The sequence below is a fragment of the uncultured Campylobacter sp. genome, assembly GCF_937959485.1.
Classification (GTDB): domain Bacteria; phylum Campylobacterota; class Campylobacteria; order Campylobacterales; family Campylobacteraceae; genus Campylobacter_B.
Window position 1 is genome coordinate 168,206 of the sequence record NZ_CALGPY010000014.1, and the last position, 23,618, is coordinate 191,823.

Genomic DNA, 23,618 nt, shown 5'->3' on the forward strand with positions numbered 1-23,618 from the left:
GGAGAAAAAGATGACCAAAGAGTTGCAAGATGAGTTAATTAAAGGGTTTAAGTATTTTAAAGAATTTCAAGGGAAATATAGAAAAAACATGACTCATGTTTCTGATGAACTGAGATCTTTTTATGAAAGCTTTAAGAAATTTACGTATGAAATCTTTGAAGAACTAACGAAGCCAATAATAGGGAAGTGGCTACCTAATGGAAATAAAATATCGGATTTTATGTGGAATAGAGCACAACCTTTTGAAAATAAAAGCTTTTTATATATTTATCTCGCTGCAGAACCAGATAATGGTTTCATTTTTGGAATTGGTTTTGACGATAAAAAAGAGGAAAATAGACAATTAATGGATAAAGTGTATAACTTTTTAAGTGAAGAATTAGATAAATTTGATATACAAGGGTTTGTCAAAATGAAAGATAGAGTTTTTGCTGTAGAAGATATGGATAATTTAACTAACTTAGATTATAAAACTTTAATTGATAAATTTAAATATGTATACAAGGAGGCATATGATAAATTTTTAAAAAATCCAGAAGAAATAGTAGAGCAAATGATCAAAGCGGATCAAACAAAATTCCCATTAAATCAAATTTTATACGGCCCTCCAGGTACCGGTAAAACTTATAACACTATAAAAAAGGCTATCGAGATAATAGAAAAAAGACAAGTTGATGAAAGAGAAGAAAATGGAGTCAATCTGAAAAATAAATTTGATGAATACGTGCAGAGTGGGCAGATAAAATTTGTGACATTTCATCAGAGCTATGGCTATGAGGAATTTATAGAGGGAATTAAGGCCAAAAATGATACTAACGGAGATTTGAAATACGAAGTAGAAGATGGTGCATTTAAGGCTCTATGCCAAATAGCAAAAAAGAAGAGCGAAATAATAGTAAAAATAAAAGATGACAATAAAATAATAGATGAAGAAAACTTCAAGGAATTATACGATAGCTATGTTTCGATTTTATCAGAATACTCTACATCGCCATCAAGCAAAGTTTTAGCCACTCAAACTGGAGCTGAATTTTATCTATATAAAAATACAACTCCATCTATAGTCGTTCGCGCAAAAAGCGGTTCGTCACCCATGTCTGTTGCATACAGCAAGCTTAAAAGAGTATTGTTTGATGGTGAAGGGTTCACATACTCATCATATGAACCAAAGATCATTGAGGACATGAGGCTAGATGTACAAAAGCGCACAATAGACAATAGCTCCAAAAACCATGTCCTAATTATAGATGAAATTAATCGCGGAAATATATCTAAAATTTTCGGCGAACTCATAACCTTAATCGAATCATCAAAAAGAATAGGTAAAAGCGATGAAGTACAAGCGACTTTACCGTATTCAAATAAGTCTTTTGGAGTGCCGTCAAATTTATACATAATCGGTACGATGAATACGGCAGATAGAAGCATAGCCCTTATGGATACGGCACTTAGAAGAAGGTTTGAATTTGTAGAGATGATGCCGCGGCCGGAACTTTTAAAAGATATTAATATCACTGAAAATGAGGCTAGCACTGGTATAAAGCTCAATGAAATGCTTAAAATCATAAACGAACGCATAGAGTATCTGTACGGCAGAGATCATATGATAGGACACGCTTATTTTATGTCGCTAAAAGATGGAGCGGATATAGAAGATTTAGCCTTGATTTTTAAAAATAAAATTTTACCGCTGCTACAAGAGTATTTTTATGATGATTGGGAAAAAATACGATTGGTATTAGGAGACAATCAGAAGCAAGACGATGAAACCCAATTTGTAAAAGTCAAAGAAGAAAAAAAGCCAAGCGACTTGTTTGGAGGAAATATCGATGATATAGGTGATAAAGTTTTGTATGAGATAAACGAAAGTGCATTTAAAGACCCTCAAAGCTATGTAAAAATTTACGAACAAAACAAAACGCAAGAGCAATGACTAAATACTTAATAGAGTTTGAAAAATTTCGCCCAGAAGACGACCAAGACCTATTTAAAGCCGTAGATGCATTTACTAGAGAAAATTTTGCCGCAGTAGAGTTTTTAAAGCCCGGTAGAGACAAAAAGGGTGATTTTTTACAAGCTCAAAAATACGTCGGTATCATCCAAACAAAAAGCGGCGATAGCCTTGAGATACTTCCTAAGATCCACGACAACGATAATAGCAACAACGAGGAGGCGGTAGAAAATTCTAAAAAGATTTTACTAACGATGCTAAAGACTTTAAAAAGTCATACGTTTAAGAACATAAACATAGCAAATTTAAAAAGCCTAAATTTACCGCTTCTTGAAATTTTTATATCAATGTTCCTCGACGAAGTATCAAAACTCATAAAAATAGGCATAAAAAGTGACTACGTAGAGCTAGAAGATAACCTAAAATTTTTAAAAGGAAAGCTTAAAATATCGGAGCAAATACGTAAAAATATCGTCCATAAAGAGAGATTTTACGTTTGCTATCAAGAGTTTTCCACAGATAGGGCCGAAAATCGTCTTATAAAAAGCACGCTCGAGTTTTTATACAGGCGCTCAAAATCAAGCAGAAATCAACAGCTTATTAGAGAATATTTATTTATCTTTGAAAAAATTTCATCTAGCTCCGATATAAACGCGGACTTTAGCCGCTTAAAACTAAATCGCCAAACAAAACATTATGAACAAGCGCTTTTATGGAGCAAGATATTTTTACAAAATAAGTCGTTTAGCCCGTATAGGGGTAACGATGTGGCTTTTGCCTTACTGTTCGATATGAATGCGCTCTTTGAAAGCTATGTTGGAAATTTCATAAAAAAAAAGCTTCCGGACACTACATTGCAACATTCTGAAAAACACCTAGTAGAAGAGCCAAAGAGCTTTAGGTTAAGGCCTGACATATTTTTAAGACATCAAAAACGAAATTATATAGCCGACATAAAATGGAAGATCATCAAATCAAAAGACGATATATCCCAAGCCGACCTATACCAGCTATACGCTTACGGCAAAAAATATGAGTGCGGTAAACTTTATCTCATCTACCCAAGGATAAGCGGTATCAATCAAAAGGCTATGAAATTTAGATATGAAAACAACATGTGGCTTAATGTTTTATACTTTGATTTAGAAAAAGACAAACTTACCAGATATTTATTAGATTAATATTATCCATACAACCAACATTCTAATTTTCCTCTTTTAGGTATTGAATTTATGCGCTTAAATTTACTATTGTTTGATTATATATTTTATAACAAGGCAGAGCATAAGCATGATAGAACAAGAGATGTGGCAGGAGTATGACGGAGTATTCTTTTTTGATAAAAGCAAAAACTAGCGATAATTTTGTGTGGAATGCTATATTTACTAAATATGACTGCACGGATATGGCAAAGGATTTTTATAGACAAGCCGTAAAGGCGCTAAATAATCCATATGACGTAATTGATGAAGTAAAATTTATATTACGGCATTTGGGCCAAGATTTTGGTTATGATACTGAGTTTGTGCAAGAGATACAACAGGAGATATTAAACATAGAGATGACGCCGTACGAATATCAAGAGGTATCCAAAATAATAAATACTTACAATTCTAATACCCAGAGAAATGGCTTTTTTATGCTGCCGCTAGGGGAGTTATAAATATTAACTCCATTTAAAACATCATCATGGGCTTGTGGCCATGGATATCACCTTGAAACATTATCTTTATTTTAAAAGTCTTACAAACTGTTTGTTGCCGCATCTTTGTCGTCTTTGGTGGCAACTCACATGCTCTAGCTAAGTTGTGAGTGATCAAAATGAAATTTTACACAGATTCGCGATGAAATTTCACGCCGGTTTATGGCACAATCCCGCGCATATTTGTAGCGGAATTTTATGCAGCTTGAATAAATTTTATTCGCGAAATGAGAACGGATTTAAAATTTAACCGTTTTTTCAAGCGAATTTTGCCACAATTGCGCTCAAATTTCATTGGGGCGAAAGATGAAAAAATATACCAAGCAAATCCTCGCGATGCTCGCGCTAAACGCGATTTACAGCGGCTCGGGGATCTTGATTTTAAGCTTTATCAATAAATATCTACTTGACGGCGCCGAAAGAGGCGGCAGGATCATCGCGCTATTTTTCGCGCTCTTGGCGATATTTCTGCTGCTTTCGGTGCTAAGTCGCATCATGCTTTGCAAGATGGAAAACGACTTCGTATTCGATCTGCGCACCAAGATCATCAAGCAGATCATCGATACGAAGTTCGAGCGCATCGAGGCTGCGTCGAAGGCGAACCTGCTTGCGTCCCTTTCCAGCGATATTTCGCGCCTGACCGAGGGCTTTATGCGCATCTCAGAGCTCATTCAAGGCGCGATGATCGTGCTGTTTTGCGGCATCTACGTGCTGTATATCGCGCCTATGATGTTTGCGTTTTTATTCGTCTGGATCGGCGCGCTGATGATTTTCAATCGTTTTTTGATGAAAAAAGTCATGCAAAATTACGATCTGTACCGCCAAAACGAGGACGTTTTGTATAAAAACTACGCCGCGGCGATCGAGGGGCACAAAGAGCTGTCGCTAAGCCTAGCCAAAGCAAAGAGCCTATACGAAAACGACTTTTTGCCCAACGCGCAAAATTTACGCCAAAGCTCGCTGCGAGCCGAGGTTTACGGCGCGTTTGCGAGTAATTTTATGAACGTGATGATGCTCGGCGCCGTAGGCTTTGTGCTTTATTTCGGGCTAAGCGGCGGCAAAGCGGAGCTTGCAAACGCCGTAACGATCGCACTTACAGTGCTTTTTTTGCGCGCGCCTTTGATGATGCTCATATTCTCGCTTCCTAGCGTGCTGCGCGCAAAGATCGCCTACGCAAAGATAAATGAGCTAAACTTGGACCCATTCGTGCAGGGCTTTGAGCTTGCGCAAATGCAGCCGTGGCACAGCCTGGAGCTTAAAGACGTGGGCTTTTTGTATCCCGGTGGGAAATTCGGCATCAAAGGGGTAAGCTTGCAGCTAAATGCGGGCGAAACGGTGTTTTTGATCGGCGAAAACGGCAGCGGAAAATCGACGCTTTTTATGATTTTAGCGGGCCTTTATACGCCGCAAGCGGGTGAAATTTTAGCCGACGGCGCGGCCCTTAAACCCTCTGATCTGCGCGCCTACAGCAACAACATAAGCGCGGTTTTCAGCGATTTTTACCTCTTCGACTACGCTACGGGCGATGCGGACATCGCGCGCGAGTGGCTGGCGCTTACGCACCTGCAGGATAAGGTTGAGCTAAAGGGGTCTAAATTTAGCACCACGAGCCTATCTAGCGGGCAGCGCAAGCGCTTGGCGCTCGTAAGCGTGCTGATGGACGGGCGCAAATTTTTGATGCTTGATGAGTTTGCGGCCGATCTCGATCCGCAGTTTCGCGCGGAGTTTTACGAGCGGATTTTGCCGGAGCTGAAATCTCGCGGATACACGATATTTGCGATCTCGCACGATGATAAATACTTCGGCGCCGCAGATAAAATTTATAAGATGCAAAGAGGCGAAATTTCGCGCATAAAGTAAAGTGGCTAAATTTTAAAATTCTACGAGAAATTTCGCGCTGGAATTTGGCGTCTAGATGAAATTTCGCCTTAGAATTTCGCCGCGAAATTTTACGATTGAAATTTAAGTGGCAAGGCGAAATTCGCTTAAAATTTTACAGCATAAATTCCGCTTTGAGTCTCTACGCTAAAGTTTGCAGTAGATAGAATTTCGCCTCTTTAGCGCAAATTGCAAAAATTTAGCCGAAATTTACTAAATTTTGATTATACTGCACCCACAATTTAAAAAGAAAGGATAGGAATGAAAAAAGTTCTTATTGCATGTGCTGCGGTTGCGGCGTTTAGTTCGAGTGTATTCGCCGCTGACGGCGCTACTTTATATAAAAAATGCGTGGCCTGTCATGGAGCTAACGCCGAGAAGCCTTATCTTGGCGGCAAAGTACCTGCGCTAAACACCCTAAGCAAGGAAGATATCATCGCTAGCCTAAAAGGCTACAAAGACGGCACTCTGGGAGAGGGCAAGGGAAAATTTGGAATGATGGGCGTTATGAAGGGTCAAGCAGCTTCGCTCAACGACGAATCGATCGAAGCGCTAGCCGATTTCATCGTCTCTAAAAAATAATTTCAAACTTCATTCGGCGGGCTTCGCGCTCGCCGAGCTCGCTTAACTTTAAATTTTAAAATTCTACGCTAATATCACGTAAAAATTCCAAAGGCTCATAATGTTTAACGGACTGATCAGAGAGATCGCGCAGGTTGCGAGCTTTAGCGGCGATTTGCTGCGACTGCGCGCGAGATACCGCCCCGCGCTCGGCGATAGCGTCGCGGTAAACGGCGCGTGCCTAAGCGTGACGCGGCTTTTTGCGGACGGATTTGCGGTGCAGCTTTCGAGCGAGACGGCGCGCGTCATCGCCGTGCAAAACCTGCGCGGTCCTGTGCATATAGAGCCTGCGATGCGGCTAGGCGAGCGCATAGACGGGCATTTGATCCAAGGACACGTCGATGCCGTGGGCGAAATTTATAAAATTTCAAAGCTTCCAAGCGGCGTCGATTTTTTTATCCGCGCGCCGCTGCATATAGCGCCGCTGCTAGCGCCGAAAGGCTCGGTAGCGATCGATGGCGTGAGCCTAACGATCAACGAAGTGCTTGCGGGCGGCGGAAATTTTGCTCACAAAGACCGCAAAGGTTCGCACGGCGCAAATTCTAGCGGCTCAAGCTTGCACGGGCAAAATTTTAGCGACTCAAATTCCGTTCGCGATCTAAACTCCTTGGGCGCAAATTTAAAGAGCGAAGCGCAAAGCTGTGCCATTCGCCTTACGATCATCCCTCTCACGCTCAAAGATACGCTCTTTGGAATCTACAAAATCGGGCGCCGCGTAAATATCGAGACCGATCTGCTCGCGCGGTATGTCGCGGCGCAGCTGGGCTTTGCCGGCGGACAGCTCGTCGGTCGCGGCACTGTTGCGGCGCACGACGCGAGTGCCGAGGGCGAGCAAGACGGGCTTTCTTGGGATGCGGTGGATAAAATTTTGAGCCTGTATTAGGGCGCCAAGTAACTTGCGATGGACAAAATCGGAATTTGCAGAGAAAATCTTGAGCTCGTATTGGATGGGCACGGCGTGCTAGCGGGCTTTAGCACGCGCGAAGGAGGCGTAAGCGGCGGAGCTTACGCGAGCTTAAATTTAGGGGATCACGTGGGCGACGATCCGCAAAACGTCGCGCAAAACCGCGAAATTTTAGCCGCCGCGCTCGGTATCGCACCTCGAAATTTAAAATTTATGCGTCAGATCCACTCAAACAAAGTTGAAATTTTATGCGCAGGTAGCGATGAAATCTCGCCCTGCGACGGCCTAGTGACCGATCTGCGCGGCGTGGCGCTGTGTGTGCTGGTAGCGGACTGTTCGCCCGTGCTGATCGCTGATGAGCGGCGCGGCGTGGTTGCTGCGGTGCATGCGGGGCGCGCGGGCGTGATAGGGCGGATCTGCACGAATGCGATAAATTTGATGAGCAAGCGCTTCGGCTGCGTCGCTGCGGAGCTGAAGGTATTCGTGGGCGCGAATATCAAGGCGCGAAATTACGAACTTGGCGGGCTCGATCTGGGCGAGTTTGAGCGCTATAAAACGCAGGGGTATTTCGATATGAACGCCGCGCTGCGCGATGAGCTCGCAGCTGCGGGGGTGCGAAACGTTAAATTTGATCCGCGCTGCACTTTTGAGAGCGAGCGGCATTTTTCCTACCGCAGAGACGGCGTCACGGGGCGCTTCTGCGGCTTTGTGATGAATAAGCTATGTGGATTAAAAGCAAAAATTAGGATATAAAATTTTTCCGCGAAGTTGCCGGAATTTTATGAAACTCTATAAAATTTAACGTAGAGGCGCTGTAAAACGAAGCGGCGAAAAATAGGCGAGATTGCGGCGTGACATCGCAGTCAAGAAAGCCAAAAAACGTAAAATTTATAAAAAATCCAAAGCAAAGGAGAAAATATGCTGTTACTTAAAAATACCGATTTATACGCGCCAGAACACGTCGGTAGGAGCGACGTTTTGCTCGGAGGAGGTAAAATTTTAGCCGTTTCCAAGGAGCTTGATTTTCGCCATTCTACTATAGACGGGCTTGAAATTTACGACCTGGAGGGCAAAATTTTAGCACCGGGGCTCATCGATCAGCACGTGCACATCACGGGCGGCGGCGGCGAGGCGGGCTATCACTCGCGCACGCCCGAAATAACGCTATCGCAAATCATCCGCTACGGCACGACGACGGTCGTGGGCACGCTAGGTACGGATGGGTGCACGAGGAGCCTAGAAAACCTCTACTCAAAGGCCAAGGCGCTTGAGTACGAGGGCATCTCGACCTTCATCCACACCGGCTCTTACGGGCTGCCTAGCGTTACATTTACGGGTTCTGTCACGCGCGATCTGGTGCTTATCGACAAGGTCATCGGCTGTAAGATCGCGATGAGCGACAACCGCGGCAGCTACCCGACCTCTCAGGAGCTCATCAAGACCCTGACGCAGATACGCATCGGCGGTATGATCTCGAAAAAAGGCGGCGTACTGCACATGCACATGGGCGGGCTCGCGGATAAATTTGACCTGATTTTTAGCGTGATCAAGGATTATTCGTTTCCTGTTAATTACTTTTCGCCGACGCACTGCGCGCGTACGAAGGAGCTCTTTGACGAGGCGATCAAATTTCAAAAAATGGGCGGCTACATCGACATCACGAGCGGTGGAAGTAAATTTGCGCCGCTTCACAAAGTTATCGCGTACGGGCTTGCTAACGGGCTAAATTTAGAGCGCCTAATGATGAGCTCGGACGGCAACGGTAGCGTGCCTAGATTTGACGAAAACGGCGCGCTGGTTGGCTACGGCTGCGCTTCGTGCGAGACGAATTTAGAGGTCTTGCAAGCCTGCGTGAAAAATAAAATCCTAACCATCCCGCAAGCGCTGAGCATGATGGGCAAAAACGTCGCAAAATATCTAAATTTAAACGGCAAAGGCGAGATAAAAACGGGCTTTGACGCCGATTTTGCGGTATTTGACGAAGCTCTAAACCTAGATAGCGTGATCGCAAAAGGGGAGTTTTGCGTAAAAGAGGGCAAGCTCGTGAAAAAGGGATTTTTTGAGTAAAATTTAAAGCAGATGCCGCTTTTTAAATTTATAAAGGCGGCTTGCGCTCGCTAAATTTGACGAATAATTTCGCTCGCGTCTCTTTCGACCACCTCATCTTTACGGCACAAAATTTAACCGCGCAGGGGTCTGGATTATATTAAATTTAGCTTTAATTTAGCTATTTTTAAATATAATCCCAGCTTCAATTCACACACACCAATCCTAAAATTTGGTTGCGTTTGTCAAAAACAAATGTTAATGGGTGTGGAGGAGAAACCTAAATTTCGGGGCAACCCACAAGGAGAAAACTCATGGTAACAATGAGAGATTTGCTAGAGTGCGGCGTTCATTTCGGACACCAAACGCGCAGATGGAATCCGAAGATGAAAAAATTCATTTTCGGCGAGAGAAAAGGTATCTACATCATAGATCTACAAAAAACTATCCGCTACTTCCGCTATACTTATAATATCGTTCGCAACGCGGCTGCAGAGGGTAAGACGATACTTTTCGTAGGTACCAAAAAACAAGCTGGCGCGACGCTAAAAGAGTACGCCGAAAAATGCGGCATGCCTTATGTGAGCCACAGATGGTTAGGCGGCATGCTGACGAATTTTTCCACTATCAAGCAATCGATCCGCAAGCTCGAAGTAATCGAGACTATGGAAGAGGACGGCTCGATAAATTTACTAACTAAAAAAGAGGCACTAATGCTTCGCCGCAAAAAAGAGAAGCTCGAGCTTTATCTAGGCGGTATTCGCAATATGAAGGGCCTTCCCGATATGATCTTCGTCATCGACGTTGTAAAAGAAAAGATCGCCGTAGCGGAAGCTAACCGCCTAAAAATGCCGGTTATCGCGCCTTTGGATACGAACTGCGATCCGGACGTAGTCGATTTCCCGATACCTGGCAACGACGATGCGATCCGCTCAGTTCAGCTTTTCTGCCAAGAGATGGCTGAGGCGATCAACGAAGGCAAGGCACTTCGCGATCAAGACGCAAGCGAGGATGTCGAGCAGAGCGAAGCCGTCAGCGACGAGGAGAAAGAGGAAGTCGTAGCCGAGGCGATGAGCGAAGAGGATTTTGACGTAAGCGAGGACGAAGAGTAATGGAAATCAGCGCGCAAATGGTAAAAGAGCTCCGCGAAAGCACCGGAGCGGGGATGATGGACTGCAAAAAGGCTTTAGTTGAAACAGACGGCGATATGGATAAGGCCGTCGATCTGCTTCGCGAAAAGGGCCTTGGAAAGGCTGCTAAAAAAGCCGATCGCCTAGCTAGCGAGGGCCTAGTGAGCGTCGAAGTGGGCGCGGATCACAAGATCGCTACCATAAGCGAGATAAATTCCGAAACCGACTTCGTAGCTAAAAATAAAAATTTTATAAATTTAGTTAAAAATACTACTCTACATATCCAAAGCAAGGGCATTAGCAGCATTGATGAGCTAAATTCCAGCATCATCGACGGCGTTAAATTTGATGAGCATCTAAAGAGCCAGATCGCTACGATCGGCGAAAATTTAGTCGTTAGAAGATTTGAGACGATTAAGGCGGGCGCAAACGGCGTGGTAAACGGCTACCTGCACTCAAACGGCCGCGTAGGTGTAATCATCGCAGCAGCTTGCGACAGCGAGCGAACTGCGGAGGGTGCGAAGGAGCTTATAAAAAATCTCTGCATGCACGCAGCCGCGATGAAACCGCAGGTTATCAGCTATAAAGAGCTTGATCCCGATTTTATCGAAAAAGAATTTTTAGCTCTTAAAGGCGAGTTTGAGAAGGAAAACGAGGAGTTTGTGCGCTTAGGTAAGCCCCTTCATAAGATCCCGCAGTTCGGCTCGCGCGCGCATCTAAGCGATGAAATTTTAGCCAAAGAGATCGAAGCTTTAAAAGATGAGCTTCGCAAGCAAAATAAGCCTGAAAAAATTTGGGATAAAATTTTACCGGGCCAGATTGATCGCTTCATCGCCGATAATACCCAAATTGATCAGCGCCTCACGTTGCTAGGGCAATTTTACGTCATGGACGATAAGAAAACCGTCGAGCAGGTGATTGACGAAGAGGCTAAAAAACTAGGCGGCAAGATCGAGATCGTAAAATACGTCCGCTTCGAAGTGGGCGAGGGTCTAGAGAAAAAGAGCGAAGACTTCGCTGCCGAAGTAGCGGCTCAAATCGGCTAAATATGGAACTTCTAAAGGGCGTAAATCTTACTCACGCGTATGATTATACGCTCTTTGAAAATGTAAGCTTAAGCGTTGGGGAGGGCGAGAGCATCGCTATTTTGGGCGTTAGCGGCTGCGGCAAATCGACCTTGCTTCATATTTTATGTACTCTTTTAAAGCCGAACTCCGGCGAGGTAATTTACGGCGGGCGCAGTATTTACAAGCTAAGCTCCGATGAGAGACTTAAAATCCGCCGCAACGACTTCGGTATAATTTTCCAATCCCACTACCTTTTTAAGGGTTTTTCCTCCGGCGAAAATATCGAACTCGCCGCCAAACTTACGAATAACGCGATAGATGATGAAATTTTAAAAAAGCTTCAGATCGAACATACTTTAAAGCAAGGCGTGGGCGAGCTTAGCGGCGGACAGCAGCAGCGCGTGAGTATCGCCCGTATACTTTGCAAAAAGCCGCGCATAATCTTTGCCGACGAGCCGACCGGAAATTTAGATAAAGATACCGCAAACGAGGTCATGGGCGTGATTTTTGATTACGTAAAATCCAGTCGTGGCGCGCTCGTGCTCGTGACCCACGATGAGAATTTAGCGCAAAAATGCTGCAAAGTTTATCGCCTAAATAACCGAAATTTAGCGCAAATATAAGCAATTAATAACCAAAAATATCTTACAATAGCCCAAATTCTTTCTAAAAGGTCATAAATGAAAATTCTACTTGACAATCACAATGAGCAGGTTGCAAGTGTCGTAAATATTTGCTGCGAGCGCATCGGTGCGGATCTGGTAGCATATAGTGCAGACGAGAGTGAATATGATTTGACGATAAAAAATTATGAAGATGGCGATGATATTTCAAAATTTGATCTTAATAAAACGCTGTTTCTGACGCCTAAGAATGTCTCGGTGCCAGGAGCGCGATACACCCTTACCAAGCCTTTTTCGCCGCTTGAGCTCATCACGTTTATCAGCGAGTTTTCGGTTCAAAATATGAGCGTGCAGGCGAAAGAAAAAATGGCGAAAGAATTTGCCGACGCAAGCTCCGTTATGAAAGAGATTGATGCGATTGATCAGGCAAATTCCGCTTCGGGTAGTAATTTTGAAGAGCTTGTGGATAGCTTTTATGACTCCGGCAAGGATATACCGCTTTCGCAGCTGGCAAACGATATAGCGCCCGAGATTGCAGATGATGTGCCGCTTTCGCAGTTAGTAGGCGATATGCCGCGCACGGACGAGATCGCAGATGATATTCCGCTCTCGCAGCTTGCAGATGAAGCAGCTCTTGCGGACACCATCGCCGATGATACGCCGCTTAACGCCGTTGCAGAAAAGATTGCGGATAATATCGCAGACGATATGCCTCTAAACTTAGCTGCTAGCGATATCCCCGAGGATGCGCCGTTAAATAGTATCGGCACAAGCGAACCCGCCGAAAGTAATCACGCGCCTCAAGATGAAATTCCACTCGCAAAGGATGACGCTCCGATAGCTCTAGCAGCGCTAGATGATGAAAATCCTAAGAATTTCAAAACAAATAAATCGCAAATAGAAGATGAAATTTCCACCACACGGGCAAGCGAAACTTTACCGCTTGCACAGCAAGATGAGCCGCAAAGAGCTGATAGCCCTAATGAAACTGCTGTTGAAAAAAAGGCAGACGCTGCGCCTAATCTAGAGAAAACGAAAGACTCTGCGGACGTTACGCTTAAACAGCATGAGTCAGACGGCTCATTTGCCTATAAAACAGATGAAAAAAAATCTACCTCGCAAGTAGTGCAAGATGCAGCTGGCGCGTCTGTTAACAGTGGATTTGATATGGATTTTTCCAGGCTTTTCGATAGCGCTGGCATGCCCGTGGAGGAGTTTGGCGGATATGATAATTTTGCCGCGGCTGCGTTTGCTTCCGATGAAAAAGAGGAGAAAAGATCTGCGCATGATAAAAATAAAACGGCTACGGATTTTCAAAAAACGCAAATTTCGTCTCAATACGAGGTCGCTTCAGATACGCCGATTGCGTTAGCGGGTGCGGGCGATATACCTCGCGAAAATCTTTATAACGCCGTTCCGTTTCAAAGTATGGAATTTACTGGCGGACTTGCACAGAATACGCCTATGTCTGCTCATAATGAAGCATGGAATTCAATTGGCGCAAATTTCGCAGCTTCTGCAAATTCTAGCAATACCGGGACTACAAATTCCACTCCTGCGCCAAATTTTTCGGAGCTAAACTTGCCGCACATATTAGATGCCTCAGATTTACCGAAGCAAAGCGAGCAAGCCAATAGCGTTGCCGGCGGGTTTGCGGACGGATTTTTGCGCGCTATGGAGGGCGATTTCGCAAACTCGTTTGCCGCAAGCTCCGCTGATAGCGAGCAATTTAAATCCGACAAGCTCGCAAAGAGCGCCGCGCAGCAGATAAAATTTAATACTTCAAAGCCTTCGGAGCGCACCGAATTTAAAGCGCATAAATTTGGTGCGTCCGAGCAGGTAAATGAGATGAAATTTGGCGCGCAATCTACGCCGAATGAGCTTGCCGCTTCGGCTGCGGCGGAGTTTGCTAGCCTTATGGCAAGCGAGCTAGGGTCTAGCACCAAAAGCGAGTCGCTGCGTAACGAGCATGGTAAAAAACCGAGCGCCGAGGAGCTGAAAACCAAACTGCGCGATGATCTGGAAGCGGGCATCGCAAGTACGATCGAGAGATTTGCGGGCAGTAAGGACGCTAAGGACGCGCTGAAGGACTTTAAGATCAATATCGACATATCGTTTGGAGATAGATAGTGAAAGGCAAAATTTTGCTCGTTTCCGGTCCAAGCGGCAGCGGCAAAAGCACGCTTATAAAGCGTCTTATCGCAGAATTTGGCGAGCAGATATACTTCTCGATCTCCTCTACGACGCGCGAAATGCGTGCGGGTGAAGCGGATGGCGTGAATTATCACTTCATAAGCGAGAGCGAGTTTCGCGCAGGTATTGAGCGCGGAGAGTTTTTAGAGTGGGCGTTAGTTCATGGCAAATACTATGGTACTTCGCTAAAAGCCGCTACGAGCGAGCTTGAGCGGGGCAAGATCGTGATTTTTGACATCGATGTGCAAGGATATGAGATCGTGCGTAGCAAAGTGCCTAAAAGCGAGCTTACTAGTGTATTTATTACTACGCCGAGCTTGTCGGAGCTTAGAGATAGGTTGCGTGCTCGTGGCGATAATGATCCTGCCGATATTGCTTTACGCCTGCAAAACGCGCGAGAGGAGATGGAGCGTCTGGGTGAGTATGATTATTTCATAATAAACGACCGCCTGGAAGCGGCATATGAAAATTTAAAATCGATCTATAAAACTATCAAACTAGAAACGGCGAGCCGCGACATAGGCAAACTAATCGAAATTTGGAAAATTTAAAGGAGAAAAAATGGGCGTAAGCGTTCAACAACTGCTAATTATCTTAGTGATCATCGTGTTGCTTTTCGGAGCTAAAAAGATCCCCGAGCTCGCAAAGGGCGTAGGTAAGGGCATTAAGACTTTCAAAAAAGAGATGGAGGACGATACGCCTGAAAAGGTCGAGAAAAAGACCGAGGAAGAGGTTAAAGACGCCGAAATCAGCGATACTAAAAAGGCGTAAAGGATTTGAAAAATTTAGTCTTAAATGAAATTTTTAAAATTTTATCTCGCAAAGTCGTTTTAGAAAAACCCAAAGATAAAAGTTTGGCTCATTACGCCTCGCCCGAGGCTTTCGCGCTGACTAAGGAGCTGCGAAAGGCGCCAAAGCTAATCGCCGAGGAGCTTGCGGCTAAATTTAAAGATAGCGAAATTCTAAGCGCGACGGCGGTTAACGGCTATCTAAATTTTCACCTAAAGCCCGCCGTGTTGGGCACACTTGCTGAAAACGCCCTTAGACTGGGCGGCGATTTTGCGAAAAACGACGCCGAGCTTGGACGTGGAATTTTACCAGTTTCGGAAAAGATTTGTGCGAGTGAGCCTGCTAGCAAAGGCTCCGCTGCAAATCTGGCTGCGAGCGGTAATGACGCTGCTAAATCGCAGAATTCCGCCGCTAGCCAAAATTTTATTTCGCAGAATTCCGAAGAGGCGACAAATTCCCTCGTAGCATCAAATTGCGATGAGGCGCAGAATTCCGTCGCTATGCCGCAAAAAATTCTGCTCGAATATATCAGCGCCAATCCGACCGGTCCGCTTCATATCGGGCATGTGCGCGGCGCCGTTTACGGCGATACGTTCGCGCGCATCGGAGGCTATCTTGGGCACCGTGTCGATACCGAGTACTACATCAACGACGCGGGCAATCAGATCGAGCTTTTGGGCACTTCGATCGCGCTTCGTGCGCGCGAGCTCGCGGGCGAGGACGTGATCTATCCCGAGAAATACTATCGCAGCGAGTATATCGACGAGATCATCCCTCTTGCGCGCGCCCAATTTGGCGATGAAATTTTCCGCGACGAATCGCGCGTTTTGATCCTTGCGGAGTTTGCTAAAGACGAAGTGTTAAAGATCATCCAAAAAGATCTCGCAGACGCGGGCATCCATATCCAAAACTGGGCTAGCGAAAAGAGCCTCTACGGCGAGCTTGAGCCTACGATTAAGAAGCTTGAGCGCAGCGGCAAGATGTATGAGGCGGACGACAAAATTTGGATCCGCTCATCGCAGCTCGGCGACGAAAAGGATCGCGTCGTCATCCGCGAGGATGCGCGCCCGACCTATCTTGCGGGCGACATCGTCTATCACAACAACAAATTTGAGCGCGGTTACGAGCGCTGCATCAACATCTGGGGCGCCGATCATCACGGCTACATCGCGCGTCTAAAGGCTGCCGTGCATTTTCTGGGCTACGACGAAAGCAGGCTCGAGATCATCCTAATGCAGATGGTAAATTTGCTCAAAGACGGGCAGACCTACAAGATGAGCAAGCGCGCGGGCAACGCGATTTTGATGAGCGACGTGCTCGCTGCGATCGGTAGGGACGCGATGCGATTTATCTTTATCAGCAAAAAGGGCGAGACGCCGCTTGAGTTCGACGTGGACGAGCTCGCGCGCGAGGACAGCAGCAATCCGATCTTTTACATCAACTACGCTCACGCGCGGGTCAATCAAATTTTTACCAAAGCGGGCAAGCGCGAGACGGACGTCTTGGGCGCGGACTTCGGCGCGCTAGATGAAGCGGGGCTCGGCCTAGCTTTTGCGGCGCTTAGCTTGAATGAAATTTTAAACGACGCATTTAATTCGCGCGGCTTGCAGAAGTTGCCAGATTTCCTAAAGGCGCTCGCGGCGGACTTTCACAAATACTACAACGAAAACCGCGTCGTAGGCAGCGAGAACGAGGATGCGAAGCTCAAGCTGTTCGCGCTCGTAGCGCTCAGTATCCGCACAGCGTTTGCTCTGATGGGTCTAAGCGCGAAAGAGAAAATGTAGCCGCACAGGCTACATTCGCGCCGATAGCCTAAATCTCACGAACGAAATTTTACTTAAAATTTTATCGCTATGAAATTTTAAAGATTGGCTCTAAATTTACGGTTCGTAAAATTTCGATTTTAGAATTTTACGAGCGGTTTCGCAATATTGCTACGACGTCGTTCGTAAAATTTAAAATTCGGTCGTAAATTTACCGCTTGCGGAATTTCAAAATTTTAAAATTTTGTGGCGTGGAAGTTCGAAGTAAAATTTTAAAACAAGGCTTGAGGTACTAAAATTTTTGTGCAGATTAAATTTCATACGACGAAATTTAATTCGTAAAATTCTCCTTGGCGGAATTCGCCTGCAAGAGAATACTCCTTAAGTCCCGCGGCGCATCGCCGCAAAAAGGATAGATATGAGAAAGATCATCGACATAGCGGCGCTTTCGATTGCCGTTTGCATCTTGGTTATGGTGCTTTTTTGGCCGTCACCCGTTTTATCGTTTAAGTGCTACCGCGGCGATGGCGTAAGCTGCGCGCAGCTGGGGCGCGACAAGCTCTCCCACGGAGATTACGACGGCGCCAAGCTCGCTCTTGCTAAAGCTTGCGAGGCGGGTGAGAAAGATAGCTGCTTTGATTTGGGTGCCCTATACGACGGCGAGGGCAATGCGACGCAAGCGGGCGTATTTTATGCCGCAGCGTGCGATAAAAACGTCGCCATAGCTTGCCACAAGCTAGGCAACCTATATCAGCGGGGACGGCTGAGTAGGGACTTCGCCGCGGCAGCTCGGCACTATATCAAAGCCTGCGATTTGGGCTACGCCAAGAGCTGCCACAATGCGGCCGTAGTCTATTTCACGGGCAGTTTCGGGCTCGCGGCGGATCAGGCAAAGGCGGTGAGCTTTTTCGAGCGAGGCTGTGACGGCGGATTAGTTGATAGCTGCTATAACGCCGGCGTTGCGTATGATAAGGGCCTCGGCGCGCCGCAGGATCGCGACAAGGCGGAGAAGCTTTACACCAAATCCTGCGAGCTGGGCTACGGCGATGCCTGCAATAATTTAGGCTATTTATATGTGAGCAAGGGAGATTTGCGCGGATTTTCCAAGGGGCTTGGATGCGTCAAAAAGGGCTGCGACGCGGGCAATAAAAAATCCTGCCAGCTCTATGAATTCATGAAAGAGCAAATTTTAAAGAAGTAGGCGCTTGGTAACCCGGTGCATGTTTCGGTTTGTACTGCCTGCCGTACACGCCGCCTGTTTTGTATTGCTCGCCGTGCGTCATCCGTCGTATGGCGTCTATTGTGCTATCCGCCTTGCATCGCATATTTGTACTGCTAGTCGCGCGGTATTGGTTTTTGCGATGGGCTTGCCTGCGATATTGCCGCCGCGGATTTATGAGCTTTTACGGCGCGTGGAATTTCGCCGCGATTTTGCGACATGCGAAATTCGGCAAGGCGCAGATAGCCCATGCATGCGATTAGCCAAATTTAGCGGCGAGCTTTATTTGGAATTCTATTGCTATAAAATTTTTAAGGCTTAGTTCTAAATTTAGTGCTTGTAGAGGTTCAACTTTAAAATTTTACGGACAGCGCTGCGAGCAAGGCATAAATTTTGATTTTAAAATTTTACGGCGCGGAATTTAGCGCGGAAGCAAAGCGCGAAGCTATGTTTGAGGAGACAAATTGGAATATGAGATCACGGGCGAGGTTCGAAATCTCCGCGTCCACACTGCAAGAGGAAATAGCAAAATTTGGGTATTTTTCGAGATAGACGGCGTGAAACTGCGCGGCGAGTTTAACGATATCCCCGTGGAGGAGGGCGAGCTTGCGCGCGCGTATTTCATCCGCGGAGGATATGCGGGCAGCTACGTGATTACGCGGGTTCAGGTAGCGCGCAAACCAAGCCCCTTGCGCCGCAAGCTGGGGATCGCGACCGCCGTGTGCACGCTTGGCTTCGGCGCGGCGCTGTGGATCGTGGGCTTTGGGATTTTAAACGTCGGCGGGAGGGGCTCGCTAATTAATTTTGTCTGTATTGCCGCCGCAGGATTTGTGGTGCTAAAAGAGGGTGCGGGCAATCTTAAAATGTGGCTAAATCAGCGCACGTCCGAGTAGATCGCCGCCGCGACGCAAATTTCATAAATTTAATCCGCCTAATAAAATTTACTCACGCCGCCGTATCTTTGCGGCGTAAATTTTGCTAAAATTCGCTCCAGGCGCGAAATACATCGCGCAAATTTTAAATAAAGGTAAAATTTTGAACCTAAACGAAGCAATAGTTGCCACCGCCAAAAAGCAAAAAGAGTGCCGGCTAGCATTTGCAAAGTATCTGTTTTTGGGAATTTTATTTATAATAGCACTGCCCGTAGGCGGCGGATTTGCCGTAGGGCATCTTTTTGAAAATCGCCTTGCACCGCTATTTTTCATCATTATCTATATTCCGTTTTTTCTCGCCGCGCTAATGGCTAACAGGGGCCGAGTGACCAGCGAGCTGGGGGATTACAAAGCGTTTTATAAAGACGTTTTCGTCCGCGCCGCTATTCGGAGCACAGATCCAAATTTTAACTACGATCCGAATGCCGGCATCAGCCGCAAAGAATTTCGCAAAATCGGCATCTATTCGCCGGATGAATTTCGTGCCGAAGATCAAATCAGCGGTATTTATAAGGGCGTCAAATTTAGCCTCAGCGAAGCGATCGATATCCCAAACGGCGCGACGCTGGAGCTAAGCGACTCGGCGGCGCTAAATTTGCTATCCGCGATAATTTTTGCATGGGAGGCCATGAAGGATATGCAGGCGTTCAGCGGCTCGGTCTTGGTCTGCGAGTTTTACAAGAAATTTAGCGGGCAAACTATAGTCGCGAGCCGCACGCTAAACACCAGATTTTTAGGCGAAAAAGAGCAGATGGACGACCTGTTTTTTAGCAAAGAATTTAGGGTCTTTGCGGATGATAAAGTAGGGGCAAGGTATCTTTTGACGCCCGCGTTTATGCAGTACCTGCGAGAGCTAAAGGAAAAATTCGCGGGGGAAATAGGGCTGAGCGCGGCGTTTATGGACGATAAGCTTTATCTATTTTTAAACGGAGCGAAAAATAAGTTTGAAACAACGCTCTTTTCGCCGCCGCCGAGCTTAAGGGAGGCCGCTGAGATCAAAAATGAAATTTTAGAGCTTTTGCGGGTCATAGACGAGCTAAATTTGAACCCGGATTTAAGCGGAGCGGCGATTTTGGCTGATTAACGCGCGTCGCTTTTTGCGGATAAAATCCGCTTGTGTTGTGAGAGAGTGCATTACTTGTCGCCTATCGAAATACATTGCGGCTCGAGTGCTATTTCTCCGCCAGCCAAAGTGTGCTACGCTTTGGTCGTATCCTCCACACCGCCTATCGAGATGCGCTAAAGCCTGGATTGCTTCTATGCTACTTACCGAGATGCGCTACGGATCGGATCGCTCATTTTCGCTACCGGCCGGGGCGCGCTTAAGTAGCTCCTATTCTCGAGCGAATAATCTGCAAAATTTTTCCCAGTCGTGCAGATAGACGAGCCTGTGCTCTTTGCCATTTTCGTCTATATAGATGCCTTGTGTCGAGCATAGGCTCATCTTTTGCCAGTAGTCGAAAAACGGCAACGCCTCGATGTCATCTTGCAGTACACCTCGCATCGTGCCGTTATCGTAAATTTTTAAATCATAATAAGTCATTTCCATTTTTAACCTTTCTAAATTTTACCGCGACGAAATTTTATCGTGGTGGAATTCTTAAATTTGCATCGCGATAAAATTCCGTCTTTTGGAATTTTACACATCGCGAAATTTACCGCGAATTTCACCCCTTTAAATTTTGCGGCGTCAATCCTCGATAAAATCCCGCAATTTCACCGCAAGTAGAGCTAGCCCGCCAGCGCCTTTAGCTGATTGACGTTTAGCCCGTCAACCAAAATATAGATCGCATCGATGAAGCGGTAGCTTTGCTTCGGCAGCTGCGCGATAAACTCGTCGTATTCCAGCTCGGCGATCGCGCGGTAGTTACCTGCGTCGTTTTCGTCGCCCTCTATGCCTATGAGCGCGATCTGCCAGCGCGCGACGTCGCTATTTTTCAGCATCTCCGCGTTTTGCCATTCCACAAACGGTTTGTAGGGCAGGATGGTAGGTAGGTCTTGCGTGAGCGCGTATGAGCCCATTATCGTGCCGTCATCCCCATTTCGGTAAAACCTCTGGTGCGCGCTGTAAGCGTCAAGATACTGCACCTCGGTTAGCCGCTTGCTAAACTCGGCGGCGGGATTGTATGAGGCTAAAATTTCATCCATCATCGCGCGGTTTATCGCAAAAGGCCTCTGCACCCCGTAGCAAAAATTTACCTCCGTATCGCCGTTTAAGTGCTGATCTATCGAATGTAGTCCCGTCGCTATATCGCGCTCGTAGTCGAATTGCTCTATTTTGTCGTGAGTGTAAATTTCGCCGTCTTCACCCGCGATCTCGCTTTCCAGCTGCTTAGATAGCGCCTGCAGATATGAGATCGCCAAAACCCAATCAAAGACCGTCGCGGGCGTATTTACGCGCACTGCGTAGCTTTGCTGCTCCTCATCGTAGCTAAGCTCCATCCCGCGCCCGCTCTTGTCTCGCACGCCTAAAATCAGACACTCATGCTCGCTCAAAGGCGATTTCAAAAACGCCTTTTCGTCAAAGTCCTCGGCGCTCTCGTCTATGCCAAACACCGATGATCGGGCAGCAGATCCAATGCCTTGCTAACGCTCATAGCGTCCGAATACCCCATAAATAGCGGTTGCTTTTTGTTTTTGACGCGGAATTCTACGCTCATCGTTTTCTCCTTATTGAAACGGCAAAATTATAGCGAAATTTTACCTGCCGCGGCGAGCTAAATTTGCGCTCGCAAGTCCGCATTGCTGGTTGCACGAGCGTGCGCCGCAGCCGTCACAAAGCTACACTCCCAATCGCGAAAGCTTACGCACCGACCACGTCTTTTAGGCTCTGTGCGCACAAGCCCGCGTCCTTTAGCTCGCGCAAAATTTCACCCATCAGCTCCTCTTTGAAAACGTCCAGTATCATCGCGCCGGCGTCCAGCTCAGCATAGCGCAGGACGGGCTCGCTGAAGTTTTTAAGCTCTTTAAATCGCCGCTCGCCCCGCCTGGCAAATCCGAGCCGAACCTCGTTCGGGCTAAGGCTCAGCACGCCGCCCTCGCGAGCGAAATTATATACGCTAAAGCCGTAAAGTTGCGGATCGGCGGCTTTAGCTCGCACGCTCAAAATTCCCTCCAGCCGCGCCTTCGTGCCGTCCAGATCGAGCCCCGTTTGTAGCGCGATCTTGCCGTCGCTATCAAGCTTCAAAAGCGCTAAAAACGAAGCGAAGTCCTGCGCTATGATGCTTTGCTCATCGCACTCGACGTCGATGTAGGCGACCGCAGGCTCCTCGCTGGCGCGGTAGTCCAGGCACAGATACCAATGCCCGTCGCCGCTGAATGGCACCAGCCCGTTAAGCTCGAAGCTCACGCACTCGCACTCCTCGCCCCAGTTAAAGCGCGTAAGCGACGGATACGCCTCGCCGATGCCGCTGATGGCGTCTAGCGGGTAGCCCTCCAGCTCGTAGCGCAGGTAGCCGCCGTTTTGGATGCTTAGCATCATGACTAGCTCGCGCGGCAGGGTGCGTCCTAGCTCCTCTTCCGCGGTCCTCAGCGCCTCGGGCGTGAGCGGTTCTTGCAGATAGGGCAGGTAGATCGGCCTGCGCCAGATGTTTGCAAGCTCGTTTGCGTTCATTTTCGCTCCTTTAAATTTACGGGTTAAAATTTCAAGCGCGCCTTAAATTCCAAGCTGAAGCCAAAATTTCAGGCTATAAAATTTTAAAATTTCGCAGCGCCGAATTTTTACAGCCCGCTTGTCGTATTCGGCTCGCCTGCAACTATACGGCTCGTCTTTAGGCGGCTTAAATTTAATCTAATTGAGGCGCGCCGTCGTTTAAATTTAATCCGCACTGAGCGGGCTCAAAGCCGCGCACCGATAAAATTTCATTGCAAATTACTCGGTCCGAGCGTCCGTCTGAAGCGGCGGAATTTTGCAAGCGAGCTAAATTTACCTTTCGCGCGCCTAATCGAAATCACAATACAGGCTCCATGCGCCGCTTTGCGGGTTTTTAGCAAACATCAAGCTACCGCCGTCAATGACGTTAAAGCCCGCCTTTTCGTCTGAAGAGACCTGAAAAACGAACTGATAGCCCTCGCCGAAGCTCACTCCCGACTGGCAAAAGGAGGGGTAGCCACCGAATTTCGTGCAGTTGTAAAACTCCAAGGCGATGTCGTCGTAATACTCGAGCCCCTCCGTCTCCTCAAGACGTAAAATTTCATCTATGGCGTCTGCATCCAGCCCGCCGCCGTCCCAAACGGGCGTATCGTCCGCGGCAAATTTGGGCTGCAAAGGGAAGGGCTTTATCTGCGAGCGCGGATTTGCAAGCTCCTTTATGACGAGCTCCTCCTCGTTTTTATACTCGCGGACCTTCCACAGGCCGTCCATCTGCTCAGGGGATTTGCCGATGAGATCCTGTGAGATAAAGACCGTAAGCAGCTTGACGCCGTCCAAGACCTGCGGCACGTAGGGCAGCGCGGGCAGGTAAAACTGCGCCAGAGGGAGCATCGGCGCGCCGTTTTGATCCACAGGCAGCTCCTCATCCGCCGCGCAGGCGAGCACGCGACCGATCCAGCACTCATCGATCGCGCCTCGCGGCCTCACGCCGCCCGTCTGAAAATAGGTGATTTCGCGCGCGATCTTGCGCTGCAGCTCCTTGATCTTTTCTTGCAGATCCGTTTGCATTTGCGTCCTTTTCGGTTGGAATTTTAGCGCTTTTGTGAAATTATAGCGTAAATTTTACCCGCCGCCGCGAGCTAAATTTGCGCTTGCCGTTTGCGATGGCTTACGTATTTTGCGCACGCCCGCGCGTCTATTTTGTGCTC

Annotated in this window: 21 protein-coding genes and 2 pseudogenes; 19 read left to right on the forward strand and 4 right to left on the reverse strand. The window is 47.0% G+C overall.

Annotation, left to right across the window (positions count from 1 at the left end):
* Positions 1-10: 10 nt before the first annotated feature.
* The 19 genes and pseudogenes from Q0380_RS09590 (at position 11) to Q0380_RS09675 (ending at position 19,902) form a co-directional block, all read left to right on the forward strand.
* Positions 11-1,933, forward strand: a complete 1,923-nt coding sequence (locus tag Q0380_RS09590; RefSeq protein ID WP_298963124.1) for an AAA family ATPase — start codon at positions 11-13, stop codon at positions 1,931-1,933.
* Positions 1,930-3,132: an McrC family protein gene (locus Q0380_RS09595; RefSeq protein ID WP_298963126.1), complete on the forward strand. Its 1,203-nt coding sequence runs from the start codon at positions 1,930-1,932 to the stop codon at positions 3,130-3,132. The genes Q0380_RS09590 and Q0380_RS09595 overlap by 4 nt, the downstream gene beginning before the upstream one ends.
* A gap of 155 nt (positions 3,133-3,287) precedes the next feature.
* Complete coding sequence (locus Q0380_RS09600; protein WP_298963128.1) at positions 3,288-3,614, forward strand: hypothetical protein; 327 nt, start codon at positions 3,288-3,290, stop codon at positions 3,612-3,614.
* Positions 3,615-3,959: 345 nt separating this feature from the next.
* Entirely contained in the window at positions 3,960-5,513 is a 1,554-nt protein-coding gene (locus tag Q0380_RS09605) for an ATP-binding cassette domain-containing protein (RefSeq protein ID WP_298963130.1), read from the forward strand.
* Between the two features lie 279 nt (positions 5,514-5,792).
* The gene (locus tag Q0380_RS09610) at positions 5,793-6,113 is read left to right on the forward strand and encodes a c-type cytochrome (protein WP_297896608.1); all 321 of its coding nucleotides are present in this window, start codon (positions 5,793-5,795) and stop codon (positions 6,111-6,113) included.
* A 100-nt stretch (positions 6,114-6,213) separates the two neighbouring features.
* Complete coding sequence (locus Q0380_RS09615; protein WP_298963132.1) at positions 6,214-7,035, forward strand: riboflavin synthase; 822 nt, start codon at positions 6,214-6,216, stop codon at positions 7,033-7,035.
* A gap of 18 nt (positions 7,036-7,053) precedes the next feature.
* Complete coding sequence (locus Q0380_RS09620; protein ID WP_298963134.1) at positions 7,054-7,809, forward strand: polyphenol oxidase family protein; 756 nt, start codon at positions 7,054-7,056, stop codon at positions 7,807-7,809.
* Positions 7,810-7,974: 165 nt separating this feature from the next.
* Positions 7,975-9,123 carry a beta-aspartyl-peptidase gene (gene iadA / locus Q0380_RS09625; protein WP_298963137.1) on the forward strand — a complete coding sequence of 383 codons (1,149 nt, stop codon included), beginning with the start codon at positions 7,975-7,977 and terminating at the stop codon, positions 9,121-9,123.
* Between the two features lie 293 nt (positions 9,124-9,416).
* Positions 9,417-10,214: a 30S ribosomal protein S2 gene (gene rpsB / locus Q0380_RS09630; protein WP_298963139.1), complete on the forward strand. Its 798-nt coding sequence runs from the start codon at positions 9,417-9,419 to the stop codon at positions 10,212-10,214.
* Positions 10,214-11,278: a translation elongation factor Ts gene (gene tsf / locus Q0380_RS09635; protein WP_298963142.1), complete on the forward strand. Its 1,065-nt coding sequence runs from the start codon at positions 10,214-10,216 to the stop codon at positions 11,276-11,278. The genes rpsB and tsf overlap by 1 nt, the downstream gene beginning before the upstream one ends.
* Before the next feature lie 2 nt (positions 11,279-11,280).
* Positions 11,281-11,922: an ABC transporter ATP-binding protein gene (locus Q0380_RS09640; RefSeq protein ID WP_298963144.1), complete on the forward strand. Its 642-nt coding sequence runs from the start codon at positions 11,281-11,283 to the stop codon at positions 11,920-11,922.
* Positions 11,923-11,979: 57 nt separating this feature from the next.
* On the forward strand, positions 11,980-14,052 hold the full coding sequence (locus Q0380_RS09645; protein ID WP_298963146.1) for a hypothetical protein: 2,073 nt from the start codon (positions 11,980-11,982) through the stop codon (positions 14,050-14,052).
* The gene (gene gmk / locus Q0380_RS09650; protein ID WP_298963149.1) at positions 14,052-14,666 is read left to right on the forward strand and encodes a guanylate kinase; all 615 of its coding nucleotides are present in this window, start codon (positions 14,052-14,054) and stop codon (positions 14,664-14,666) included. Before Q0380_RS09645 ends, gmk begins: the two co-directional genes overlap by 1 nt.
* 10 nt (positions 14,667-14,676) lie before the next feature.
* Entirely contained in the window at positions 14,677-14,886 is a 210-nt protein-coding gene (tatA, locus tag Q0380_RS09655) for a twin-arginine translocase TatA/TatE family subunit (protein WP_298963152.1), read from the forward strand.
* Between the two features lie 5 nt (positions 14,887-14,891).
* A pseudogene (locus tag Q0380_RS10545) lies at positions 14,892-15,107 on the forward strand (arginine--tRNA ligase); the annotation flags it as partial.
* A 120-nt stretch (positions 15,108-15,227) separates the two neighbouring features.
* Positions 15,228-16,688: pseudogene (gene argS / locus Q0380_RS09660) on the forward strand (arginine--tRNA ligase); the annotation flags it as partial.
* A gap of 397 nt (positions 16,689-17,085) precedes the next feature.
* Positions 17,086-17,868, forward strand: a complete 783-nt coding sequence (locus Q0380_RS09665) for a tetratricopeptide repeat protein (protein ID WP_298963158.1) — start codon at positions 17,086-17,088, stop codon at positions 17,866-17,868.
* A gap of 482 nt (positions 17,869-18,350) precedes the next feature.
* The gene (locus tag Q0380_RS09670) at positions 18,351-18,779 is read left to right on the forward strand and encodes a hypothetical protein (RefSeq protein ID WP_298963161.1); all 429 of its coding nucleotides are present in this window, start codon (positions 18,351-18,353) and stop codon (positions 18,777-18,779) included.
* An 82-nt stretch (positions 18,780-18,861) separates the two neighbouring features.
* The gene (locus Q0380_RS09675) at positions 18,862-19,902 is read left to right on the forward strand and encodes a DUF3137 domain-containing protein (protein ID WP_298963163.1); all 1,041 of its coding nucleotides are present in this window, start codon (positions 18,862-18,864) and stop codon (positions 19,900-19,902) included.
* Between the two features lie 249 nt (positions 19,903-20,151).
* On the opposite strand, the gene Q0380_RS09680 is transcribed toward Q0380_RS09675, so the two are convergent.
* The 4 genes from Q0380_RS09680 to Q0380_RS09695 form a co-directional block, all read right to left on the reverse strand.
* Complete coding sequence (locus tag Q0380_RS09680) at positions 20,152-20,367, reverse strand: hypothetical protein (RefSeq protein WP_298963166.1); 216 nt, start codon at positions 20,365-20,367, stop codon at positions 20,152-20,154.
* Positions 20,368-20,549: 182 nt separating this feature from the next.
* A complete protein-coding gene (locus tag Q0380_RS09685; RefSeq protein ID WP_298963169.1) occupies positions 20,550-21,374 on the reverse strand; it encodes a DUF4299 family protein in 825 nt (274 codons plus the stop codon).
* A gap of 247 nt (positions 21,375-21,621) precedes the next feature.
* Positions 21,622-22,431: an SMI1/KNR4 family protein gene (locus Q0380_RS09690; RefSeq protein ID WP_298963172.1), complete on the reverse strand. Its 810-nt coding sequence runs from the start codon at positions 22,429-22,431 to the stop codon at positions 21,622-21,624.
* 327 nt (positions 22,432-22,758) lie between these two features.
* The gene (locus tag Q0380_RS09695) at positions 22,759-23,478 is read right to left on the reverse strand and encodes a DUF1963 domain-containing protein (RefSeq protein WP_298963175.1); all 720 of its coding nucleotides are present in this window, start codon (positions 23,476-23,478) and stop codon (positions 22,759-22,761) included.
* Positions 23,479-23,618: the final 140 nt, after the last annotated feature.

Coding starts and splice junctions, on each gene's coding strand:
- Q0380_RS09590 (WP_298963124.1), top strand. CDS start 11: ATGACCAAAGAGTTGCAAGATGAGTTAATTAAAGGGTTTAAGTATTTT.
- Q0380_RS09595 (WP_298963126.1), top strand. CDS start 1,930: ATGACTAAATACTTAATAGAGTTTGAAAAATTTCGCCCAGAAGACGAC.
- Q0380_RS09605 (WP_298963130.1), top strand. CDS start 3,960: ATGAAAAAATATACCAAGCAAATCCTCGCGATGCTCGCGCTAAACGCG.
- Q0380_RS09610 (WP_297896608.1), top strand. CDS start 5,793: ATGAAAAAAGTTCTTATTGCATGTGCTGCGGTTGCGGCGTTTAGTTCG.
- Q0380_RS09615 (WP_298963132.1), top strand. CDS start 6,214: ATGTTTAACGGACTGATCAGAGAGATCGCGCAGGTTGCGAGCTTTAGC.
- Q0380_RS09620 (WP_298963134.1), top strand. CDS start 7,054: ATGGACAAAATCGGAATTTGCAGAGAAAATCTTGAGCTCGTATTGGAT.
- iadA (WP_298963137.1), top strand. CDS start 7,975: ATGCTGTTACTTAAAAATACCGATTTATACGCGCCAGAACACGTCGGT.
- rpsB (WP_298963139.1), top strand. CDS start 9,417: ATGGTAACAATGAGAGATTTGCTAGAGTGCGGCGTTCATTTCGGACAC.
- tsf (WP_298963142.1), top strand. CDS start 10,214: ATGGAAATCAGCGCGCAAATGGTAAAAGAGCTCCGCGAAAGCACCGGA.
- Q0380_RS09640 (WP_298963144.1), top strand. CDS start 11,281: ATGGAACTTCTAAAGGGCGTAAATCTTACTCACGCGTATGATTATACG.
- Q0380_RS09645 (WP_298963146.1), top strand. CDS start 11,980: ATGAAAATTCTACTTGACAATCACAATGAGCAGGTTGCAAGTGTCGTA.
- tatA (WP_298963152.1), top strand. CDS start 14,677: ATGGGCGTAAGCGTTCAACAACTGCTAATTATCTTAGTGATCATCGTG.
- Q0380_RS09665 (WP_298963158.1), top strand. CDS start 17,086: ATGAGAAAGATCATCGACATAGCGGCGCTTTCGATTGCCGTTTGCATC.
- Q0380_RS09680 (WP_298963166.1), bottom strand. CDS start 20,367: ATGGAAATGACTTATTATGATTTAAAAATTTACGATAACGGCACGATG.
- Q0380_RS09690 (WP_298963172.1), bottom strand. CDS start 22,431: ATGAACGCAAACGAGCTTGCAAACATCTGGCGCAGGCCGATCTACCTG.
- Q0380_RS09695 (WP_298963175.1), bottom strand. CDS start 23,478: ATGCAAACGGATCTGCAAGAAAAGATCAAGGAGCTGCAGCGCAAGATC.